Origin of the sequence: Pseudomonas sp. gcc21, from assembly GCF_012844345.1 — a bacterium.
Classification (GTDB): domain Bacteria; phylum Pseudomonadota; class Gammaproteobacteria; order Pseudomonadales; family Pseudomonadaceae; genus Halopseudomonas.
On sequence record NZ_CP051625.1, the window covers coordinates 3364440 to 3384923 of the forward strand.

Annotated in this window: 12 protein-coding genes; 6 read left to right on the plus strand and 6 right to left on the minus strand. The window is 60.4% G+C overall.

The annotated features are described in order from the left end of the window. Positions 1 to 240: 240 nt before the first annotated feature. Genes recC through recD form a run of 3 tightly spaced genes read left to right on the plus strand, consistent with a single transcriptional unit; the run spans position 241 to position 9526 of the window. A complete protein-coding gene (gene recC / locus HG264_RS15600) occupies positions 241 to 3732 on the plus strand; it encodes an exodeoxyribonuclease V subunit gamma (protein ID WP_169408468.1) in 3492 nt (1163 codons plus the stop codon). Further along, a complete protein-coding gene (gene recB, locus HG264_RS15605; protein ID WP_169408469.1) occupies positions 3729 to 7436 on the plus strand; it encodes an exodeoxyribonuclease V subunit beta in 3708 nt (1235 codons plus the stop codon). The genes recC and recB overlap by 4 nt, the downstream gene beginning before the upstream one ends. Then, positions 7433 to 9526, plus strand: a complete 2094-nt coding sequence (gene recD, locus HG264_RS15610; RefSeq protein ID WP_169408470.1) for an exodeoxyribonuclease V subunit alpha — start codon at positions 7433 to 7435, stop codon at positions 9524 to 9526. Before recB ends, recD begins: the two co-directional genes overlap by 4 nt. Here the strand turns inward: recD and HG264_RS15615 are convergent, their stop codons facing one another. From HG264_RS15615 to ggt, 3 genes are read right to left on the minus strand one after another with little or no spacing between them, the layout of a single operon-like run. Next, positions 9527 to 10207, minus strand: coding sequence for a gamma-glutamyl-gamma-aminobutyrate hydrolase family protein (locus HG264_RS15615; RefSeq protein ID WP_169408471.1), 681 nt, complete (start codon positions 10205 to 10207; stop codon positions 9527 to 9529). Then, positions 10204 to 11208, minus strand: a complete 1005-nt coding sequence (locus tag HG264_RS15620) for an amidoligase family protein (protein ID WP_169408472.1) — start codon at positions 11206 to 11208, stop codon at positions 10204 to 10206. Before HG264_RS15620 ends, HG264_RS15615 begins: the two co-directional genes overlap by 4 nt. Positions 11209 to 11265: 57 nt before the next feature. After that, on the minus strand, positions 11266 to 13023 hold the full coding sequence (ggt, locus tag HG264_RS15625; RefSeq protein WP_169408473.1) for a gamma-glutamyltransferase: 1758 nt from the start codon (positions 13021 to 13023) through the stop codon (positions 11266 to 11268). Positions 13024 to 13119: 96 nt separating this feature from the next. On the opposite strand from ggt, the gene HG264_RS15630 reads away from it, so the two are divergent. Next, positions 13120 to 13317, plus strand: a complete 198-nt coding sequence (locus tag HG264_RS15630) for a hypothetical protein (protein ID WP_169408474.1) — start codon at positions 13120 to 13122, stop codon at positions 13315 to 13317. A gap of 307 nt (positions 13318 to 13624) precedes the next feature. Continuing rightward, positions 13625 to 15280 (plus strand): BCCT family transporter, encoded by a 1656-nt coding sequence (locus HG264_RS15635; RefSeq protein WP_169408475.1) that lies wholly within the window; start codon positions 13625 to 13627, stop codon positions 15278 to 15280. Positions 15281 to 15353: 73 nt separating this feature from the next. On the opposite strand, the gene HG264_RS15640 is transcribed toward HG264_RS15635, so the two are convergent. Together HG264_RS15640 and HG264_RS15645 are read right to left on the minus strand one after the other, a co-directional pair. Beyond that, a complete protein-coding gene (locus tag HG264_RS15640; protein WP_169408476.1) occupies positions 15354 to 16085 on the minus strand; it encodes a 3'-5' exonuclease in 732 nt (243 codons plus the stop codon). Then, positions 16082 to 17995 (minus strand): DUF294 nucleotidyltransferase-like domain-containing protein, encoded by a 1914-nt coding sequence (locus HG264_RS15645; RefSeq protein ID WP_169408477.1) that lies wholly within the window; start codon positions 17993 to 17995, stop codon positions 16082 to 16084. Before HG264_RS15645 ends, HG264_RS15640 begins: the two co-directional genes overlap by 4 nt. Positions 17996 to 18243: 248 nt before the next feature. Between HG264_RS15645 and HG264_RS15650 the strand changes: the two genes are divergently transcribed. Further along, entirely contained in the window at positions 18244 to 19671 is a 1428-nt protein-coding gene (locus HG264_RS15650) for an O-antigen ligase (RefSeq protein ID WP_169408478.1), read from the plus strand. Here the strand turns inward: HG264_RS15650 and HG264_RS15655 are convergent. Next, positions 19656 to 20441 carry a WecB/TagA/CpsF family glycosyltransferase gene (locus HG264_RS15655; RefSeq protein ID WP_169408479.1) on the minus strand — a complete coding sequence of 262 codons (786 nt, stop codon included), beginning with the start codon at positions 20439 to 20441 and terminating at the stop codon, positions 19656 to 19658. The two genes, HG264_RS15650 and HG264_RS15655, sit on opposite strands and share 16 nt — an antisense overlap. Positions 20442 to 20484: the final 43 nt, after the last annotated feature.

Consider the following 20484-nt stretch of genomic DNA (forward strand, 5'->3'; position numbering starts at 1 on the left):
AACATGCTCCAGTCGGAGCGGGGCCGCGATAGTTCGTTGCATTGAGGTCTGGCATGATCTGGCTGAGATAAACAAAGCGCCGCTGAATGCATCGGATCACCCGGAACTGACAGCTGAATACGTGTGTTAGTTCCGATGAGTGGTTGCGACGCCAAATGTCGTAGTCCGGCCTGATACTATGCGCACATTGCAATACGGCCGGGCGGCTCGCCCGATCGTCCAGTCTGTTACGGAGCATTCATGCCGCAAACCGAACCGCTCAATCCGGGCCTGATGATTATCCATGGCAATCGTCTGGAGTCGCTTCGTCAACTGGTGGTCAGCTGGGTGGCGGGGCACCCTTTGCGCCCGCTGGAAAACGAAGTGGTGCTGGTGCAGAGCAACGGTATTGCTCAGTGGCTCAAGCAGGCACTGGCGGCTGACGTGACGGACGATGAAAGCAGCGGCTGTGGAATCGCCGCGGCGTTCGATGTGCAGTTACCCGCGCGGTTCCTGTGGCAGGCGTACCGCAGCGTGCTGGGGGCAGAAGCGGTACCCACCACCTCACCACTGGATAAAGCACCTCTGACCTGGCGGCTGATGCGTCTGTTGCCCGCGCTGATGGATCAGCCTGACTTTGAACCGTTGCAGCGTTTTCTGGCTGACGATGATGATTGCCGCAAGCGCTACCAGTTATCGGAGCGTTTGGCCGACCTGTTCGACCAATATCAGGTCTACCGCGCCGACTGGCTGACCGACTGGGCGGCAGGACGCGATCAGGTACGTCATGCGCGCGACGGTGTAAAACAGCTGGAGCCTGCGGACCGCTGGCAACCGGCGCTATGGCGCGCGCTGCTTGAAGATGTCGGCGCGGCGCGGCTGGCCGACAGCCGCGCGGGTATTCACCCGCGCTTTGTCGAGGCTCTGCAAAGCGCAACCGAGCGCCCGGCAGGGTTGCCGCGCCGGGTCATCGTGTTTGGAATCTCGTCACTGCCGGCGCAGTATCTCGAGGCGCTGGCAGCGGTCGGGCGTTTCAGTCAGGTGCTGTTGTGCGTACTCAACCCCTGCCAGCATCACTGGGGCGACATCGTCGGCGATCAGGATCTGTTGCGGCATCAATACCAGCGACAGCAGCGACGTCCAGGTACCCCGGCGCAGCTGGATGAATACAGCCTGCATCAGCATGCGCACCCGCTGCTCGCTGCCTGGGGCAAACAAGGTCGGGACTACATCAATCTGCTCGACAGCCACGATGACCGCGCCAGCTATGAAGCGCAGTTTGCTGGTCTCAATGGTGGCCGCATCGACCTGTTTGACGCACCTGATACCAGCCATCTGCTTGGCCAGCTACAGGATGACATTCTCGACCTGCGGCCTTTGGCCGAAACGCGCGAGCTCTGGCCTGCGGTGGATCCCTCTACCGATCAATCCCTGCGCTTTCATCTGGGCCACAGCCCGCAGCGCGAGGTGGAAATACTGCATGACCAGCTGCTCGACTGGTTCAATGCCGACCCCAGCCTGCGGCCGCGCGACATCATCGTCATGGTCCCGGACGTGAATACCTATGCGCCGCATATTCTGGCGGTGTTTGGACAATACGGGATCGAGGACGAACGCTTCATCCCCTTCACCTTGGCGGATCAGGGGCAGCGCGGTGTTGATCCTCTGCTGATCGCGCTGGAGCATCTGCTGAGATTGCCCGACAGCCGTCTGCCGGTCAGTGAAGTACTTGACCTGCTGGATGTGCCGGCACTGCGTCAGCGCTTTGGAATTCATGAAAGCGACCTGCCCACGCTGCGTCGTTGGATCGAAGGTGCCGGTATACGCTGGGGGCTCGACGCCGAACGTCGCGCTGAGCTCGGCCTGCCGGCCGGTCTGCACGCCAACACCTGGCGCTTCGGACTGCGCCGGATGTTGCTCGGCTATGCGGTGGGTGCCGGTGAACCTTGTGGCGACATTGAACCCTACGATGAAATTGGCGGGCTGGATGCGGCATTGATCGGACCCCTGGTAAAGCTGCTCGACACGCTGGATCACAGCTGCACCGAGCTGGCCGGGCAAGCCAGTTGCGCGGTCTGGGGCGAACGCTTGCGCAATCTGCTTGAGGCTTTCTTCCGGGCCGATACCGAGCGCGATGAGCGCCTGCTGACCCAGTTGCAGGAAGGCCTCGACAGCTGGCTGGAGCTTTGTGAGAGCGTGGCGCTGGAAGATGCCTTGCCGCTTAACGTGGCGCGTGAAGCCTGGCTCGGCGCGGTGGAACAAAGCCAGCTCAGCCAGCGCTTTCTGGCGGGCGCGGTCAACTTCTGTACTCTGATGCCCATGCGCGCAATTCCATTCCGACGTATCTGCCTACTGGGCATGAATGACGGAGACTACCCGCGCGCGCAGCCGCCTTTGGATTTCGATCTGATGGGCCGGGATTATCGGCCCGGCGACCGCTCGCGCCGGGAGGATGACCGCTATCTGCTACTGGAGGCGCTGCTGTCCGCGCGCGAGCGGCTTTATATAAGCTGGATCGGGCGCAGCATTCGTGACAATAGCGAGCGTCCGGCTTCGGTGTTGGTCGGGCAATTGCGCGATTATCTGCATTCCGGCTGGCGCTTGGCGCAAGAGCGAGGCGACCTGCTGGATGCGCTGACCATCGAACACCCGCTGCAACCCTTCAGCAAGCGCTACTTCCAGGACGGCAGTGAGCTGTTCAGTTACGCCGGCGAGTGGCTGCCGATGCACCTTGCGCCGACTGAGGTCCAGGCAGACACGGCGTTGCAGGCAGTGCCCCCGGAAGCACCCATCGAGCTCGAAACTCTGCAGCGCTTCCTGCGCAATCCCGTGGCGCATTTTTACAGCGCGCGGCTCAAGGTCTACCTCGATGACCGTACCGAAAACCTGATCGACCATGAGCCCTTCGCTCTGGACGGGCTGCAGACCTACCAACTTAGCCAGGCCATCCTGGAGCTTGCCCAGCGCCTGGAGCCGGATGTCGATATCGACCAGGCACTGCAGGGTTTTGCTGACAGACTCAAGGGGCAGGGGCAGTTTCCGCTGGCCGGTTTTGGCGACCTGGCATCCGGCGAGTTGCTTTCGCCGCTGGGAGATCAGCTGCGTACCTATCAGAGTCTGTGCGCCAGCTGGGGCGCCGAGCAGGAAACACCCATGCCGTTGCACGGTCGGCACGGTGCATTGCAGCTGACCAGCTGGTTGAGCGGCCTGCGCGGTGCTCTGCATGGCAACGCACTGGCGCGGATTCGCCTGGCACCAGGGAAGGTTCTCGACAAGAAAACCGGTCCGAAGTGGCGCAAGCTGCTGGCCGACTGGACCACCCATGTGGTGGCCTGCGCCAGCGGCTATGCATTGCACAGCTACGTGGTAGCGGGGGACGCCTCGATGCATTTCAAACCCCTGGCGCAGGAATGGGCAGAACAGGTATTGAGTACCTGGCTTGAAGAGTATCAATCGGGCCTGGAGCGTCCCTTGCCCTGTGTACCCGATACCGCCTTTGCCTGGCTCAAGGGCCTGGCCAAAAAGGACGAAGCGAATGCCGAAGCCGAGGCCATAAAAGCCTACGAAGGCAACTGGAATTCTGGCGGGGAGGTGGGTAGAAGCGCGGTACTGCAGCGGCAGTATCCTGATTTCGCCAGCCTCAACCAGAGCGGCGAATTCGCGCTGTACTGTGACCGGCTGTACGCTCCGCTGGTGCAGGCCAGCCTCGACGAGCTGGTGGTGATTCACGAGTCTTCGGAGGAAACAGCATGAGCATGGATGCGCGCCCCCTAGCGCTGCGTTTCCCCCTGCGCGGTAGCCGGCTGATCGAGGCCAGCGCCGGCACCGGCAAGACCTTCACCATTTCGGCATTGTATTTACGGCTGGTGCTGGGCCACGGCGGAAGTGAGGCAGGGCTGGGCCGCGAGCTGTTGCCGCCGGAAATTCTGGTGGTCACCTTTACCGATGCGGCGACCCGCGAGTTGCGCGACCGCATTCGCGCACGACTGGTAGAAGCGGCACAGGCATTTCGCGGTGAGCTGGCTAATGCCGACGCCGTCCTGCAGGGCCTGCTGGATGATTATGATGCAATGGATTGGCCTGCCTGCGCCCGTCGGCTGGATATTGCTGCGCAGTGGATGGATCAGGCCGCCGTCTCGACCATTCATAGCTGGTGCCAGCGCATGCTGCGTGAGCATGCGTTCGATAGTGGCAGCCTGTTCACCCAGCAGCTGGAGACCGATCACAGTGAACTGCTGGCCGAAGTGGTGCGCGATTACTGGCGGCAGCAGTGTTATAGCTTGCGCGGTCCAGCGTTGAAATGGGTAGTGGGAAACTGGCGAAAGCCGGACGCTCTGCTCGCTCGGGCCAAAGTGTTGTTGGGAGAGCCGGCGAGCGAGAGTGGGCATAGCCTGCGAGACGTAATCGAGCCTGTGCTGGAAGACTGCGCCGCTGAACTGAAGCAACTGAAAGCGCCTTGGCCGCAATGGCTGGAAGACCTACAACAGTTTTTCGAGCAGGCTTGCGAAGCCGGAAATTTCAATGCCAACAAGGTGAAGCCCGCACTGATTCATGAGCGTCTTCGACGCTTGCGCGACTGGTGTGCAAGCGATAGCGCGGAGTTATCGTTCAAGGACGGCAGTAGCAAGCCTGGCTTTTTCAAACGTCTCACGCACGAAGGGTTGCAGGACGCTTGCAAGAAAGGGGTGGTATTGGAACTGAGCGATACGATCAAGCAAGCTCTAACCGCTATGGAAACCCTTGAACTCAGGCTTGCTGGCTTACCCAATCCGGCAGAGCAGGCCTTGCGCCACGCTGCGAGCTGGATCCTTAGGCGTTTCGAGCAGGAAAAGCGCCGCCGCGCCGAAATGGGTTTTGATGACATGCTTGCCCGGCTTGATGTGGCGCTGCACGGCGCGAACGGCGAGCGGCTGGCCGATGTCATTCGCCGGCAGTTTCCGGTCGCCCTGATCGATGAATTCCAGGACACCGATCCGCTGCAGTACCGGATCTTCGACCGCGTGTATCGCGTAACCGACAACGATCCCGAGTACGGATTGTTTCTGATTGGCGATCCCAAGCAGGCGATCTACGCCTTCCGCGGCGCGGATATTCATACCTATCTGCAGGCCAAGAAAGCCACCGCGGGACGCCACGAGAATCTGGATACCAACTTCCGCTCAAGCCATTCCATGGTGCAGGCGGTTAACCGAGTGTTTGAACTCGCTGAAAAACGTCCGGATGGTCGTGGAGCCTTTCTGTTTGCCGACGGTGACGAGCGACCTTTGCCGTTTATTGAAGTCGCAGCCAAGGGACGACCGGAAGTCTGGAGCGTGGAAGATCAAACCCCGCCAGCGTTGACCGCCTGGCATCTGCCAAGTGAAGAGCCGCTGGCCGGCGGCGTCTATCAACAGGAAATGGCCGCCCGCTGCGCCAGCGAGATGGTGCGCCTGCTCAATCTTGGACAGCAGAATCAGGCTGGTTTCGTGGATTCCTCCGGGATGCGCGGGGTGCGTCCCGCCGATATGGCCGTATTGGTGCGCGGTTTCCGTGAGGCACAGGCGATCCGCAGCGAACTGGCAGCGCGGGGCGTGCGCAGCGTGTATCTCTCGGACAAGGATTCGGTGCTGGCCACCGGTGAGGCAGCAGATGTGTTGCGCTGGCTGCGTGCCTGCGCCGAGCCGGATAACGACCGCCTGCTGAGAGCGGCGCTGGCCAGCGCCACGCTCGGGCTGACCTGGACGGTACTGGACGAGTTGAACCAGGACGAACGCATCTGGGAGCAGCGAGTATTCCAGTTCCGCGACTACCGCCGGGTCTGGCTGCGCCAGGGCGTGTTGCCCATGCTGCGCAAAATTATCCATGACTTCGGGTTGCCGGCACGCCTGCTGGCCGAAAGCGATGGCGAGCGACGCCTGACCAATCTGCTGCATCTGGCAGAGCTGTTGCAGCAAGCCTCGCGGGAGCTGGACGGTGAGCAGGCACTGGTGCGCCATCTGGCCGAACTGCTGGCGAACCCTTCCGCCAGTGCGTCGGATGAACAGATCCTGCGTCTGGAAAGTGATGCGGCGCTGGTCAAGGTGGTGACCATTCACAAATCCAAGGGCCTGGAATACCCGCTGGTATTTTTGCCCTTTATCTGCGGCGTCAGGCCAGTGAACAAGGACGCGCCGCTCCGTCTGCATGATGGCGCGACCGCGAGACTGGTGCTGGAGCCGACCGAAGACGAAGTGGAGCAGGCCGACGCCGAACGGCTCGCCGAGGACCTGCGTCTTCTCTATGTAGCCCTGACCCGAGCGCGGCACGCCTGCTGGCTGGGCATGGCTGACATCAAACACGGCAACGGCAAGGCTTCAATCCTGCACCGTTCCGCGGTGGGGCAGTTGTTAAGCGGTGGGCAGCCGTTGATGTCCTCCGCCGTTTTGCCGGAGCTGCTGGCGCAGTGGGCTGCGCCAGGCATCGTCGAGGCGCAGCCAGCGCCTGATATTTCGGGCGAATGCTTCCAGCCGCTGATGGGCCCCGCTCCGGAGCTGCACGCCCGGCATACGCAGCGGCGCGCGGCGGAGCATTGGTGGATAGCCTCGTACAGTGCCTTGCGCCCCGATGACAGAGTGCTGCAGCGCACCCGCTCGGACGATGCTGCGCCGGATAGCCCGGCTGCGCAGAAAGCCACCGATGACGAACGCCACTCAGTCTTCGTGCCGCTGCGGGCGGGAGAGCAGGCTACGATTCACCGCTTCCCCCGCGGCCCCGGCCCCGGCACCTTTCTGCATGGTTTGCTTGAGCTGGCGGGCACGGAAGGCTTCAACAGGCTGGCAACCGCAAGCGCCTGTGAACAACTACTTCGCCCGCGCTGTGTGCGCCGCGGCTGGGAGCAGTGGGTCACGCCATTGGCTGAATGGCTGGGCGGTTTGATCAACCGGCCTTGGCCGTTGCCGGGTGCCGATGAACTGCGCCTGGCGGGGCTGGAGTCCGGGCAATACCAGGCCGAGATGGAATTTCTGTTTGCCGCCAATCGCGTGGATGGCCAGCAGCTGGATGAGCTGGTGCAGCGCTACGTGCTGCCGGGCCAGCCGCGTGCCCCACTGGCGCCGGAGCGGCTCAACGGTCTGTTCAAGGGCTACATCGATCTGGTATGCGAACATGAGTCGCGCTACTACGTGGTTGATTACAAATCCAACTGGCTGGGCCAGGACGAAACGGCCTATACCGAAGCGGCAATGCAGTCGGCTGTGCTTGAGCACCGCTACGATCTCCAGTTCGTGTTTTATCTGCTGGCGCTACATCGCCAGCTCAAGGCCCGCCTGCCGGGTTATGACTACGACCGGCACGTGGGTGGCGCGGTGTACTGGTTTGTGCGGGGCGGTGCAGCGGAGAACGCGGGCATCTGGCATTGCCGTCCGCCTCGCGAGCTCATCGAATCGCTGGACCGGTTGTTCGCCGGTGAGTCTTTGGTGCTGGATGAGGTGGTGTCATGAGTGTCGAACAACTTGATCTGCTCAGCAGCCCTGAGATCGATTCCAACCAGGCACCGCGTGCAAACGAGCTGGGTGAGGGCGCCCTGGAGGACATCCATTCCACGCTGGCATTGCTGGATCAGTGGGTCGAGCTTGGCTGGTTGCGCGCGCTTGACCGTGCGCTGGCTGCCTTCATGCTCGAACTGGACGCCCATAGCGCGCCCTTGACGCTGATGGCCGCCGCGCTGACCAGCCATCAGCTTGGGCATGGACACGTGTGTCTGGATATCGGCGAAACCTTGCGCGCGCCCGACTTCGCGCTGTCGTTACCACCGGAGGGCGACGAGGCCGCACTGGGCGTCACGCTTCCATCGCAGGTGCTTGCTCCGGTGCAGGCAGCGGATTGGCTGGCACTACTCGCGGCCAGCCGCTTGGTGGACAGCGGAGCGGGTGCGGATTGCGGCGAACCGCTGGTGTTGCGTGGGGCACGGCTCTATCTGCGCCGCTATTGGCGGTACGAGCGTCAGGTAATGGACTCGCTGCGTCAGCGGCTGAATCGGCCGGTGTTACTGCCCGAGGGTTTTGAGCAAGGGTTGGAGCGGTTGTTCGCCGGCAGTCAGACGCAGCCGGACTGGCAGAAGCTTGCCTGTGCAGTAGCGGCGCGCGGCGCGTTCAGCATCATCACCGGCGGGCCCGGGACGGGCAAGACCACCACCGTGGTGCGGCTGCTGGCGCTGCTGCAGGAACCCGCGGTCAACGCAGGCCGCCCCTTGCGCATTCGTCTGGCTGCGCCCACCGGCAAAGCGGCAGCGCGTCTGACCGAGTCGATTGGCAGGCAGGTCGGGCAGCTGACGCTCAGTCCGGCGGTGCTCGAAGAAATCCCCACGCAGGTAACCACAGTCCATCGCCTGCTGGGGAGTCGCCCGGACACGCGGCATTTCCGTCATCACGCCGGCAACCCGCTGCCACTGGACGTACTGGTGGTCGATGAAGCCTCGATGATCGATCTGGAAATGATGGCCAACCTGCTCGGAGCGCTACCGGCGCACGCGCGTCTGGTATTACTGGGCGACAAGGATCAGCTGGCTTCAGTGGAGGCGGGTGCGGTGCTGGGCGATCTGTGCCGCGATGCCGAGGCAGGGCGCTATTCGCTGCAAACTCGCCAATGGCTGGAGCAGATTGGCGGCCAATCGCTGGCGCCGGCGGGTCTGGAGGAGGGCGATGCGCAGCAGCATCCCCTGGCGCAGCAAACTGTTATGTTGCGGCACTCGCATCGCTTCGGTGCCCAGAGCGGCATTGGCGAACTGGCGCGGGCGGTGAATCGCAGCGACCCTCACGCTGCACGCAACGTGTTGAGTGCAGGGTATCCGGATATTCGCAGCCGTTTGCTTGGCTCGGTTGAAGACAGCGCGTTGAGCACGCTGATGCTTGGTGCGTCGGGCGATGGTTTGCCGGGCTATGCACGGTACCTCAATGTACTGTCCGCCGAGCGTCCCGCCGCTGATACGCCGGCGGCCAGTGGGGGCTGGGAGGATTGGGCGCGGTCGGTGCTTGCGGCATTCGATGCATTTCAGGTGCTCTGCGCGGTTCGCAAGGGGCCTTGGGGCATCGAGAATCTGAACCGGCGTATCGCGGAGATCCTGCAGAGACGTGGTCTGCTTGACGCCGGTCAGGTCTGGTATGAAGGACGGCCGGTGCTGGTTACGCGCAACGATTACAACCTGGGATTGATGAATGGCGATATCGGCATCGCCATGAAAATCAAGGACAAGCCCCTGCGTGAAGGTGAGCCCGAGCGGTTGGTGTTGCGGGTTGCTTTCCCACGAAATGATGGCTCCGGCGGCTTGCGTTTCATTCTGCCCAGCCGCTTGACCGAAGTAGAAACCGTGTTCGCCATGACGGTGCACAAATCCCAGGGCTCCGAGTTTGCCCACACGCTGCTGATCTTGCCTGAAACGCGCAGCCCGGTATTGACCAAGGAGCTGGTCTACACCGGCATTACCCGTGCCAGCCAGCAATTTACGCTGGTGGAAACGCGGCAGGGGATTTTTGAGGCGGCGGTGGCGCAGCCGGTGCGCCGGATCAGTGGGCTGAGCATGAGCGCCGACTGATCAAATGACCGGGTGCTGTCCTTTGCATGCGGCCAGCAACGCCTTGAAGATGCGTCGCTGCCGGCTGATAAACAGCAGAAACTCCGGGTGCCATTGGACGCCTAGTAGAAACGGATGTCCTGGGTCCTCGATGGCCTGAACAATGCCGTCAAGATCGCGCCCGGTTACCTGCAGATCCACGCCAACGCGGTCAATGGCCTGGTTGTGCAGGCTGTTGATCTTGCATCGATGAGTACACAGCAGCCGGCTGACGAAGGTTTCAGGTTCGATCAAAAGCGTCTTCAGCGGCAGGATGGTCCAGCGGTTCGAGGTCATTTTGCGGTGCGATTTCAACTCCTGGAACAGGTTTCCACCGCGCCGCGCATTGAGTAGTTGAGCCCCTCGGCAGATGCCCAGCAGCGGCAAGTGTCGCTTGAGCGCGTCGTCGATCACCGCAATCTCCAGCGCGTCACGTTCCGAGTCGTACTTGGGCTGCACCTCGGGCTCCGCGGCATAGAGCACGGGGTCGATATCATGCCCGCCGGTTACCACCACACCATGGTAATTCAACGCGGTAATCGGATCGCCCGGCCGCACCTGCAGCGGTTGTCCGCCATAAAGGCGCACCGCCGTGGCCACCAGAAAACGTGGGCCGAACGCGCCCCGTGTGGGCCCGGTAATCGCGATAATCGGTTTGCTCATTCAGCTTTGCGCAACCAGTGCCTGCGGGTCTCTTCGGCCCAGCGCGACAACAGACGGCCCACGCCGCGCTCAAGATGTTCGGAATAGGCTCTGCAGCAGGCCTCGAGACGGGGCGCGTCGGCCGCCAGGTATTCCACTTCAAGCCAGTCATTCCAGGCGAGATGCATGCCCCATCCCGGCTGGTCGATCCGGCAATCGGGCAAGCGGTAGTGCAGAGTGGGGCGCGACTTGATGAGCTTGTCGCCGGTATGCGCCGCGACGCGGTGCGGATCCAGATGCTTGAATAGCGGCAGCATATCCAGTGCCCTGTTACGCGTGGGGTTATCGCGCAGATAATCACTGATCAGCGTGGGCAAATTAGGCCGGTAGGCGGGATTGATCACCTGGCGCACGTATACCGCCGGAAACGGATCAACATAGGAGGTAAGCTTGCGGGTCATGTTGATATTGGCGCGGGCATTCAGCCAGTCGTACAAACACATGAAGGCCTTGAGGTAGGCACAGATAGTTTCCGCTTCGGTGTCAGGCATTTCCGGGTTGAATTGCATGCCGAACGCATTCGCCACCCGATCGGTAGTGCCCTTGGCCCCGGCTTCGCGTAGCTCGACGATCAGCTTGTTAACCTCCCCGAGACGGTCCATCGGCAGCGGCGGGCTGACCAGCTCCAGCGGGACCAGGCTGTCGGCGACCCATTTCAGCAGGTCTTCCGCCGAGGATTTGATTTCATCGCCCAGATCCTCCTCCATGCGCTGTTCGCGGCCCATGTTCTTGAGCAGGCGAAAATCCAGTTCCACCACCCAGTCGCCGGCCGGATCGCCGCGCAAGGTGCGCTCATATCGACTACTCGGCTCGACCTTGCACTCAAGAAAGTTGGCTGCAACGGCTGCCAGACGGTCAATATCCAGGCCGTTCATTTCCAGCTCGACACCGACCCGGCGCAGGTTGCCTTTGGCATTTGTCCGCCACGGCGGCAACGGAAAAGCAGTATCCGGTGTGGTCATGCGGGGCTCCCTGGATGCGAAATAAACTGTCTTGAAGGTGTGACAGCGAAACCGGTCTCAATCTCCCAAGGCAACGCCATCCAGACGGGGATCAGCGCCGCCACGCCAGATTCCGTTGATGCGTTCCATGCCATGCAGGCCACTGGTCATGGGAAGGATTCTGACCTCGTGTCCAAGTTGCTCCAGATCATCACGCAAGGCTTCAAGCTCGGTCCCGGCTTCGAGTTCGATGCCCAACCCCCGCTCGACGATGTTGGGCAGGGCCATGGCATCCTGAATATCCATCTCCCAGTCCAGCACGCCAATCAGTGTCTTGAGCACGTATCCGGGTATACGGCTACCGCCGCGCGAGCCGATCACCAGCCGGATGTTGTTGTGCTGATCGAACACGAGCAGCGGCGCCATGGAGCTGCGCGGTCGCTTGCCGGGGCCGACCGCGTTGGGATGAGGGTGATCGTTCAGCTGCGGATCGTAGGTGAAGTCGCTGAGTTGGTTGTTGATCACGAAGCCCTGACTGAGCATGCGGCTGCCGAAGGGCGCCTCGTTGGAGCTGGTCAGCGCAACCAGATTGCCGTTACCGTCGATTACGCTGAAATGCGAGGTTCCCTGTTCCTCCGGCTCGGGTTTGGGGGTGACTTCAGGTATTTCGGGGCGCTGGCCCGGTTCGCCGGGTCGAGCTACCTGCATGGCCTGGTCCAGGTCAATCAAGGCGGCACGTTGACGCAGATACTGGCGGTTCAGTAGCCCCTCTACCGGCACCTGCACGAAGGCGGGGTCGCCGACGTAATGATTGCGGTCGGCAAATGCCAGTCGGCTGGCTTCGGCTATCAGGTGCACAGTGTCGGGCGCATCGGGCGCCATGTCAGCGATCGGGAAATGCTCAAGCATGCCGAGCGCCTGCTGCACTATCAGGCCGCCGGCGGAGGGTGGGCCGGCGCTGCATACCGTCCATTGCCGGTAAGGAGCACAGACGGCTTCGCGCTCGATCGGCCGGTAATCAGCGAGGTCTGCAAGGGTCATATCGCCTTTGCCCCAGCGCGCATCGTTGACCCGCTCAACAAACTGTTCGGCCATCTCGCCCTGATAGAACGCCCCGGGTCCTTCTGCAGCGAGCCGTCTCATCGTATCGGCCAGTTGCGGGTTGCGCAGAGTCGGCTCACTTTCGCTGGTCTGGCTGCGAAAGTAATCGCGGGTGTCGGAAAATAAACGCAGGGACCAGTCCGATTCGATCTGTTTCTCCAGACGCGGCGGCATGGGCAAGCCCTGTTCGGCCAGCGTTATGGCTGGCGCGAACAGCTCCTCCCAGGGTAGCTGGCCATGCTCTCTGTGCGCTTCGCCCAGCATGGCGATCAGACCGGGTACTCCGACGGAAGAGCCGCTGGGGATCGTCAATGCCCGGGGATGCGGGACGCCGAACGTCATGAACCGGTCCGGCCGTGCCGCCTGCGGTGCGGTTTCGCGCCCGTCATAGACCAGCGTTCGTTGCTCACGCTCATCATGCAGCAACAGAAACCCGCCGCCGCCAATCCCTGTCTCGGGCGCCTCGATAAAACCCAGCACCATCTGCACGGCGATAGCTGCGTCCACCGCATGCCCGCCGCGGCGCAGCATGTCCAACCCGGCTTCAACCGCTGCGGGGTGGGCGGCGGAGACCATGTGCCGAGTCGCCGTTCGCTGTTCGATGGGTTGTTCTGTGCGCAGGGTAGTGGCGGGATCGCTGCCCGAGCAGCCCGATAGATGGGTCAGTATCAGGCCGACCAGAGCAACAGCCGGGGATTTGTGTAAAAGGCGTGTATAGAAGAGTGATCTGAACATGCAAATGAGGCTAGTAGCTGATGAGCTGGGCGTCTACAGCGATGTTTCTTGGTGTAGAATTGACGGCTCTCCAACTTACACCCCGATAGGCAGGATATGACGAAACTCGCGGAGTTCCGCGCCGCCGAGCGCAAGCTCGCCGAGCAATTGGCGCATCTGGAGGCGTTGCAAAAGGATACCCAACTGCAAAGCGAACTGGCTTTCAATGACGAACTCAAGTTACTTATGAAAGACTACAACATGCCGGCGCGCACTGTGCTGGCGATCCTCCGCTCGGCGCCTGTGCAAGCCTGAGACGATACCCTCGCTGGATACCTGGGGCGATGATGCAGTATCTGGCCCGGTGCATGGATACTCATATTCCATGGGGTCCGAGACCTATATCATGTGCGCCCGATTGGGCTAGCTACCCCTTAGCTGGCGTGTCCGCTTGCCGGGGCTCAGCACTCATTTCAGAGTGAAGCTGAACACTTGCATACCTCTCTAGCCCCCGTATGGCGCTTGTCAGAGGGTCCGGGCTGAACTATGGTCCAGACACTTACAGACGTCTTCGCTTTATGTGCCGTGGTAAGCGCGGCCGCTTTTTCAGGAGTATCCATACATGGATAAAGAACGGCCCTCCGACCAGCCAGCCCCGGAAAACCTGGAAGGCATTCCGGCGCCAAGTGGCGAGACCAATCTGATCGATACCGATTATGTAATCGGTCAGGACAATATCACCGGCGAGTTTTCCCTGTCGCTGGATATCCACGGCAAGGTCTTTTTGATCTCTTCGCTGACCATTCTGGTATTCGTGATGCTGACCCTGGCATTGCAGAATGAAGTGGCACCCATATTCAACGCGATTCGTGACTGGCTGACGGGCCACTTGAGCTGGTTCTTCATCGCAGCGGCCAACGTCTTCGTGATTCTCTGCCTGTTTCTGATCGTTTCTCCGCTGGGCAAGGTACGCCTGGGTGGCAAGGAAGCCGTGCCGGACCATACCTATCTGGGCTGGTTCTCGATGCTGTTTGCCGCGGGCATGGGCATCGGGTTGATGTTTTACGGGGTCTCCGAGCCCATGTCGCACTATTCCGCTGCGATGGGAGGAACGGAATTTGCTGAAAGCGGCGCCCGTACAGACTGGGCGCCGTTGGGTGGAGCCGAGGGGGATGCAGAGGCTGCGGCCCGGTTGGGTATGGCCGCAACCATCTTCCATTGGGGTCTGCATCCCTGGGGTATTTACGCGATCGTGGCGCTGGCGCTGGCCTTGTTTTCGTTCAACAAAGGTCTGCCGATGAGTATCCGCTCGATATTCTATCCAATACTCGGTGAGCGGGTCTGGGGTTGGCCGGGGCACGTGATCGATGTGCTCGCAGTATTTGCCACGCTGTTCGGTCTTGCCACTTCGTTGGGGCTGGGCGCAGAGCAGGCGGCGGGTGGCATCGATTATCTGTTTGGCATTACTTCCACCAACGCCGTAAAGGTTCTGCTGATCGTCGCGATTACAGCCGTTGCGCTGGTATCGGTTCTGGCCGGGCTGGACAAGGGCGTCAAGCGGCTGTCAGAGCTGAACATGGGGCTCGCCATTCTGCTGCTGTTTTTCATCATTATCATGGGGCCAACGCTGGCCATTCTGACCGGCTTCTTCAAGAACCTTGGCTCCTACCTGATGCATCTCCCGGCGCTGGCCAACCCGGTCGGACGTGAGGATGCCAACTTCAGTCAGGGCTGGACTGCCTTTTACTGGGCATGGTGGATCAGCTGGTCGCCCTTTGTCGGTATGTTTATCGCCCGGGTCAGTCGCGGCCGCACGGTTCGTGAGTTTCTGGTTTCGGTATTATTGGTACCGACCCTGATATCAGTGTTGTGGATGACTGCCTTCGGTGGCACCGGTATCAGTCAGCTCGCTGCAGGGTTCACCGGGGTGCAGGACGCTGCACTAGAGCTTCAGTTGTTCGTCATGTTGAGCGAGCTTCCCCTGGCGGCGATTACTTCCTTTATAGGCATCATTCTGGTGGTTGTATTCTTCATCACCTCCTCGGACTCCGGTTCGCTGGTTATTGATGCCATTACCGCAGGTGGCAAGATCAATGCTCCGGCCCCGCAACGGGTTTTCTGGGTAATCATCGAAGGGGTGATCGCTATTGCGCTGCTGCTTGGCGGCGGTCTGGTCGCGCTACAGGCTATGGCGGTGTCCACGGGGCTGCCGTTCACGGTCGTGCTGCTGGCCGGGTGTGTGGCAATCATCAAGGGGCTACGCTCCGAGCCGCGTTAACGCACCGCAGAAACAGAAGGGCGCGTCCGCAAGGTCGCGCCTTTTTTTGTGCGCGCATCACCAGGAAAAGAGCCTAGCGCCATAACTCGCAGACAGGCATGTCCGGCCGGAAATGCGTGGCAACCTGTGCCTGTAGCAGTTCGGCGGTCGCCAGCGCGTCGGTCAGTGCATGATGCGACTGGTATTGCGGCAGGCCATAACGGCGGCGACTGTCCGCCAGACGAATGGATTCAGGCGGCCGGCGCAACAGCCAGTTGAGCAGGCCGGTTTTGTGGCGGGGGTGAATGCGTGCTTCCAGGTCCATGGTGTCGATCACCGGGAAATGAAAGCCCTCGCCGAGATAATGTTGTAGAGCCCGATCAAGAAAGGCTCGCTCTATATTGCGGTAATGCACCACCATCACCTTTCCGGCCATGGCATCGAGGAGCTCCTCCAGCACCTCGGCGAGAGGCGGTGCAGCTTCGATATCGGAGTGGGTGATCCGGTGAAACGCTACCGATTCGCTGCTCAACTCCGACGGTGGCTTGACTACGCGGTATAGCGAGCCCTGGCAGCGAATCCGCTCGAGATTCATCGGCACCAGACCGATACTGAGTATCGCGTGTTTTCTGGGGTCGAGGCCGGTTGTTTCCATATCCAGCGCCATCAGCGGCACGTCATTCAGTGGCGTTTCGGCGGCCACCGCTCCGCTCTGGTAATACTTCACCAGATGCGGATGCCTGGCGGTATGGGCCAGGCTGGCGAACAGCGTGCGCCAGTCGGGGGTGGTTTCGGCGTGGGCGGATCGGCGCTGGCGTTCCGTCATAGTGCCCGCGTCGATTGCAGGCTGGGATAGCGGTAGCGCAGGAATTTCTGCGCGTTGCTGAGGATCTGGAAGGCTTCCTTGAGATTGTGTCGTTCAGCCGTAGTCACCATTTCCGGTTCGACGTTGTTGTCAGGCTCGCGGTCCTGTTCAATGTCTACCGCCTGGTGCCGGATGCGTACGCTGGTCAGGAATTCCAGAGCATAGCGTAATCGCGTGATGGCCTCGGGGGGCATGAGCTTGGTTTTCGCGATGGCATCGAGGCGCTCGAAGGAGTTCTGCGCCTTGGTACCGCAGGCCAGCGCGTGCACGCGGATCAGGTCGGTCAGCGGAGCAGTACCGCGGCGTTTGAGGTTGATGACGTTCTTCTGTTCGCCGTCCTTTTCCATGACAAAGGTGCGGAAAAATCCCAGGGGCGGGGTGCGGTTCAACGCGTTGCGCGCCATCGCAGCGAGAAAGGCTTCGTTGCGGCTGGCCTTTTCAGCCAGCAGATCCCTCAGCGATTCGACCATCTCTGCTTCGCCATACACGCTATCCAGATCAAAAAAAATCGAGCTGTTCAGCAGCGTTTCCGGATTGGGCCGGTCGATCCAGTTGTTGAAATAACTTCTCCATACCCTGAGCGGCTGCCGCCATTTGCTGTTGGTGGCCATGATTCCGCCCTTGCAATAGGTATAGCCGCAGGCGGCCAGGCCGTCACTGACCAGCGTTGCCATCTGCAGAAAATAGGCGTCATGCTTTTCCGGCACAAAACTGTCATCCAGAATCAGCGCGTTATCCTGATCAGAGACGATCAATTGTTCGTCACGTGCCATCGAGCCAAGCGCCATGAAGCAGTAGGGCACCGGCGGTGGCCCCAGCTGCTCTTCGGCCAGCTCCAGCAGGCGCTGGGTAAAGTTGCGGCCAATGCTCGACATGGCGCTGCCAACCATTTGCGCGCTGGCCTCCTCGTTGACCATCCGCACGAAGGTGGCGCGCACGTCCGGCAACAGCTTGGTCAGATCCTTGATGTTCTGCTTGTTGAAGATGTTGTTGACCAGATACAGGCTGCTCTGGGATTCGTACTTGATGATATCCGACAGGTTGATGACCCCGATCGGCCGCCGACGATGCACGACCGGCAGGTGATGAATATTGTTGCGCAGCATGCACAACATGGCCTCGAATACCGAGTCGTCAGCCTGCATGGTAATCGGATGACCGGTCATGACGTCGCTGACCGGCGTTTGCGCTGGCAGCCCTTCAGCCACTACACGGGTACGAAAATCGCGATCTGTAATGATTCCCACCATTACGTGCTGCGCGGCAGATGCCCGATCGTTGCCGGTCGGGGCAGGGGTGGATTCAGGGTCGACAATGACCAGAGACGACACGCTTTCGTCGGTCATGATGGCGGCCGCCTCGCGTATGGTCGCTGTGAGTGGCGCAGTCACAGGCGTGCGCGACACCAGCTTGCGCACCTTGAGTTTCATCAGCTCGCTGGCCTTGGATTGGGTATCCACGGCGGTCTTCAGGCGGGACTGACCTTCGGCTTCGACGAAATCCGCGAAGCTGTCGTGCTCATCGCACAATCGCTTGAACAGCTTGTCCGGGATCAGATACAGCAGGCTGTCCTCGATTGCCTTGGCTGGAAAGCGCACCTTGTTATCGCGCAACAGGCCAAACTGCCCGAAAATGTCGCCCTCGGTCAGACGGTTGTACAGATCACCGTTGCGCCGATAGATCTCGACTGCTCCGCTGCGCACGTAATACAGGTAGTAGCTGTCCTCGCCAAAGTGCAGGATGTCGGTGTTTGCGCGGACATAGCTGATTTCGACCTGGGGCGCGATGTCGTTCAGCACGTCCTCGTCCAGTCCATCGAACGGCGGGAAGCGACTCAGGTGATCGCGTATTTCAATGAATTCGACCTGCATGCCGCTATCCTTTACCGAGTGTGAAGCAGACCATGCCGGAGTGCTGGCCAATCAGCAACCCGGCAAACCTGTCGTAGCCTGGAGTGTAGTAACAGCGCTCAGGGCCGTAAACCGACCTGCCTGATCAGCACCAGTCATTATGCACCTGGCCATCATGAGGCCTCGACAGCGGCCTTGCCTACGCTACACAATCGGTACGCCTGGCAGGGCGGAAGTATTCCTTTTTCATCGTTGTAGGAAGCGCCTGAATGACCCGCTATTTCAAGACCGTTGAACGCCTTGTGCTCGCCGGTTTACTCCTTCTGCTCGTCTGGATACCTTTACCGCTCGGTAGTAATCGGGACTGGTCGGCGGCATTGATGATTTTCGCGATAGGTAGCCTTGCCTGCGTCTGGTTAAGCGTGCAGATGCTGCAGAATCTGTCCCTGGGCTCGGGATTCAGGAAAGCCCTGGTGCCGCTCGGATTGTTGGTAGCAACCCAAGCCTGGGTGGTCGTGCAGTGGGGAGCCGAGTTGACGCGTGATTCGACCGCGACCTTCCAATATCTGATGCTCGGATTGTCGTATTGCCTGCTTTATCTGCTGGTGATTGGCCTGTTCCGAACGCGCAAGCGGTTGTCCGTGTTGCTGGGCGTCCTGGTGATCAGCGGGGTCCTGCAGGCTTTCTACGGAACCATCATGACGCTGTCGGGGCTTGAGTGGCTGATTATCGGGCCCAAGGATCATCACGTCGGGCATGCCACCGGTACCTTTGTTAACCGCAATCATCTGGCGGGCTATCTGGAACTGACACTGGCGGCCGGCATCGGGCTACTGCTTGCTCTGCGGCAGGAGGGCAGGTTCCGGTGGACGGGGTTGTTTGAAACTATCATGGGACCAAAAATGCGTCTGCGCCTGGCGCTGATCATTATGGTTATTGGTCTGGTCATGACTCATTCGCGTATGGGCAATACCGCGTTTTTCTCCAGTCTGTTGCTGACGGGTGGGCTGTTTCTGCTGGTCGACAAGGAGCACCGACTGCGTAACGGGCTCATGTTGGCGAGCATTCTCTTGATCGACATATTGATAGTCAGCCAGTACTTCGGTCTGGATCGACTCAAGGAACGGTTGGTCAATACGCGGCTGTCCGATGTGGTTGTCGACGGTGCGGTGGTCGAGCAGGCCAATGAATTGCGTGGAACAGTATTCAATCAGGCTCTGCCGCTGGCAACAGACCGGCCCTGGATCGGTCAGGGCGCGGGCAGTTTCGAGGCCGTTTTTCCACCCTATGCAGGTAATTTGCCTCTGCACTACGACCATGCGCACAATGATTTTCTGCAGTTCTTTATCGAGTACGGGGTAGTAGGGAGTCTACCGCTGGTTCTGTTTGTAGTGATTTCGATGTTCTATGCGTTGAAAGCGATGGTGCAGCGACGCTCGCTCTATCGAAGCGGAGTGGGATGTGGTGCAGCCTTGGGGATATTGGCGTTGATGCTGCATTCGCTGACGGACTTCAATCTGCAAATACCGTCTAACGCAGCGACCTACGTGGTGCTTTGCGCTATCGCTGTATTGGCTAATACGCACAAGGTAGGGTCAGGACGCAGCCGGAATAAACGAAACAGCAAGGAAGGAGCGTTGGAGGCGAACCTGGGCCCTACCAGAGAGGCAGGGCCAACGGGTCACTCGATCAGATGATGCTTGGGGTCGCGCGGCGCACTGCCGAATCCGTTGCGGCCGACATAGTAAAAGAACTTCGGAATACCTATCACATAGCGCTTGAATAGCCGCTTTGGCTCCTTGCCGAGGCGGTATGCCCATTCCAGGCCTGTCTTTCGAAATATCAACGGGGCTCGAGTAAAGCGCTCCGCGGAGAAATCCAGAATCGCGCCGCCACAGATCAGCAGGGCAGGCATATCCAGTTCACGTTTGATGCGAATGGCTACTTCTTCCTGCTTGGGCATCCCCATTGCTAGCACAATCACAGGAACTTTATTGCTCTCACAATGCCTCTCCACGTACTGGGCGTAGCTTTCTTCGGGCTGGAACCCATCCATCGCGTGGAAAGGGTGACCCTGAAAAAGCCGACGGGCGCCCTTGGATAGCCATGGCTCGCGCGTTCCCAGCGCGAAGAACTGATAACGATCGGCATCGGTGCGGATAAGGTAGTCGATCACCTTCGGAATGAAATCCGAACCGTTCATATTAGCTCTTGGGGCTCTACCGTTCAGCTTGCAGGCGATCTTGACGCCGATGCCGTCGCGTAGCAGATAGGACATCTGGGCAAAACGACGGCGCATTGGCAAGTTCTGCTGCGCAAGGTTGTAGGCGTGCTGATTAAGGAACGCCAGCGTCGTGGGAGAGTCAATGGCAGCGAGCTTCTGCAACAGCGCATCGGATTGACTCTCGTCGATCAGCAGCAACTTGTTGATCAGTGGGTCGTGACGCTTGAGCAGAGAGTTAGTCATCGAGGACCTCGTATTACACAATGGTTCATATGAGTACGTTGCG

Excerpts from the sequence above, each read along its gene's own strand:
- recD (WP_169408470.1), top strand. The coding sequence starts at position 7,433 with ATGAGTGTCGAACAACTTGATCTGCTCAGCAGCCCTGAGATCGATTCC.
- HG264_RS15635 (WP_169408475.1), top strand. The coding sequence starts at position 13,625 with ATGGATAAAGAACGGCCCTCCGACCAGCCAGCCCCGGAAAACCTGGAA.
- HG264_RS15615 (WP_169408471.1), bottom strand. The coding sequence starts at position 10,207 with ATGAGCAAACCGATTATCGCGATTACCGGGCCCACACGGGGCGCGTTC.
- ggt (WP_169408473.1), bottom strand. The coding sequence starts at position 13,023 with ATGTTCAGATCACTCTTCTATACACGCCTTTTACACAAATCCCCGGCT.
- HG264_RS15645 (WP_169408477.1), bottom strand. The coding sequence starts at position 17,995 with ATGCAGGTCGAATTCATTGAAATACGCGATCACCTGAGTCGCTTCCCG.
- HG264_RS15650 (WP_169408478.1), top strand. The coding sequence starts at position 18,244 with ATGACCCGCTATTTCAAGACCGTTGAACGCCTTGTGCTCGCCGGTTTA.
- HG264_RS15630 (WP_169408474.1), top strand. The coding sequence starts at position 13,120 with ATGACGAAACTCGCGGAGTTCCGCGCCGCCGAGCGCAAGCTCGCCGAG.
- recC (WP_169408468.1), top strand. The coding sequence starts at position 241 with ATGCCGCAAACCGAACCGCTCAATCCGGGCCTGATGATTATCCATGGC.
- recB (WP_169408469.1), top strand. The coding sequence starts at position 3,729 with ATGAGCATGGATGCGCGCCCCCTAGCGCTGCGTTTCCCCCTGCGCGGT.
- HG264_RS15620 (WP_169408472.1), bottom strand. The coding sequence starts at position 11,208 with ATGACCACACCGGATACTGCTTTTCCGTTGCCGCCGTGGCGGACAAAT.
- HG264_RS15640 (WP_169408476.1), bottom strand. The coding sequence starts at position 16,085 with ATGACGGAACGCCAGCGCCGATCCGCCCACGCCGAAACCACCCCCGAC.
- HG264_RS15655 (WP_169408479.1), bottom strand. The coding sequence starts at position 20,441 with ATGACTAACTCTCTGCTCAAGCGTCACGACCCACTGATCAACAAGTTG.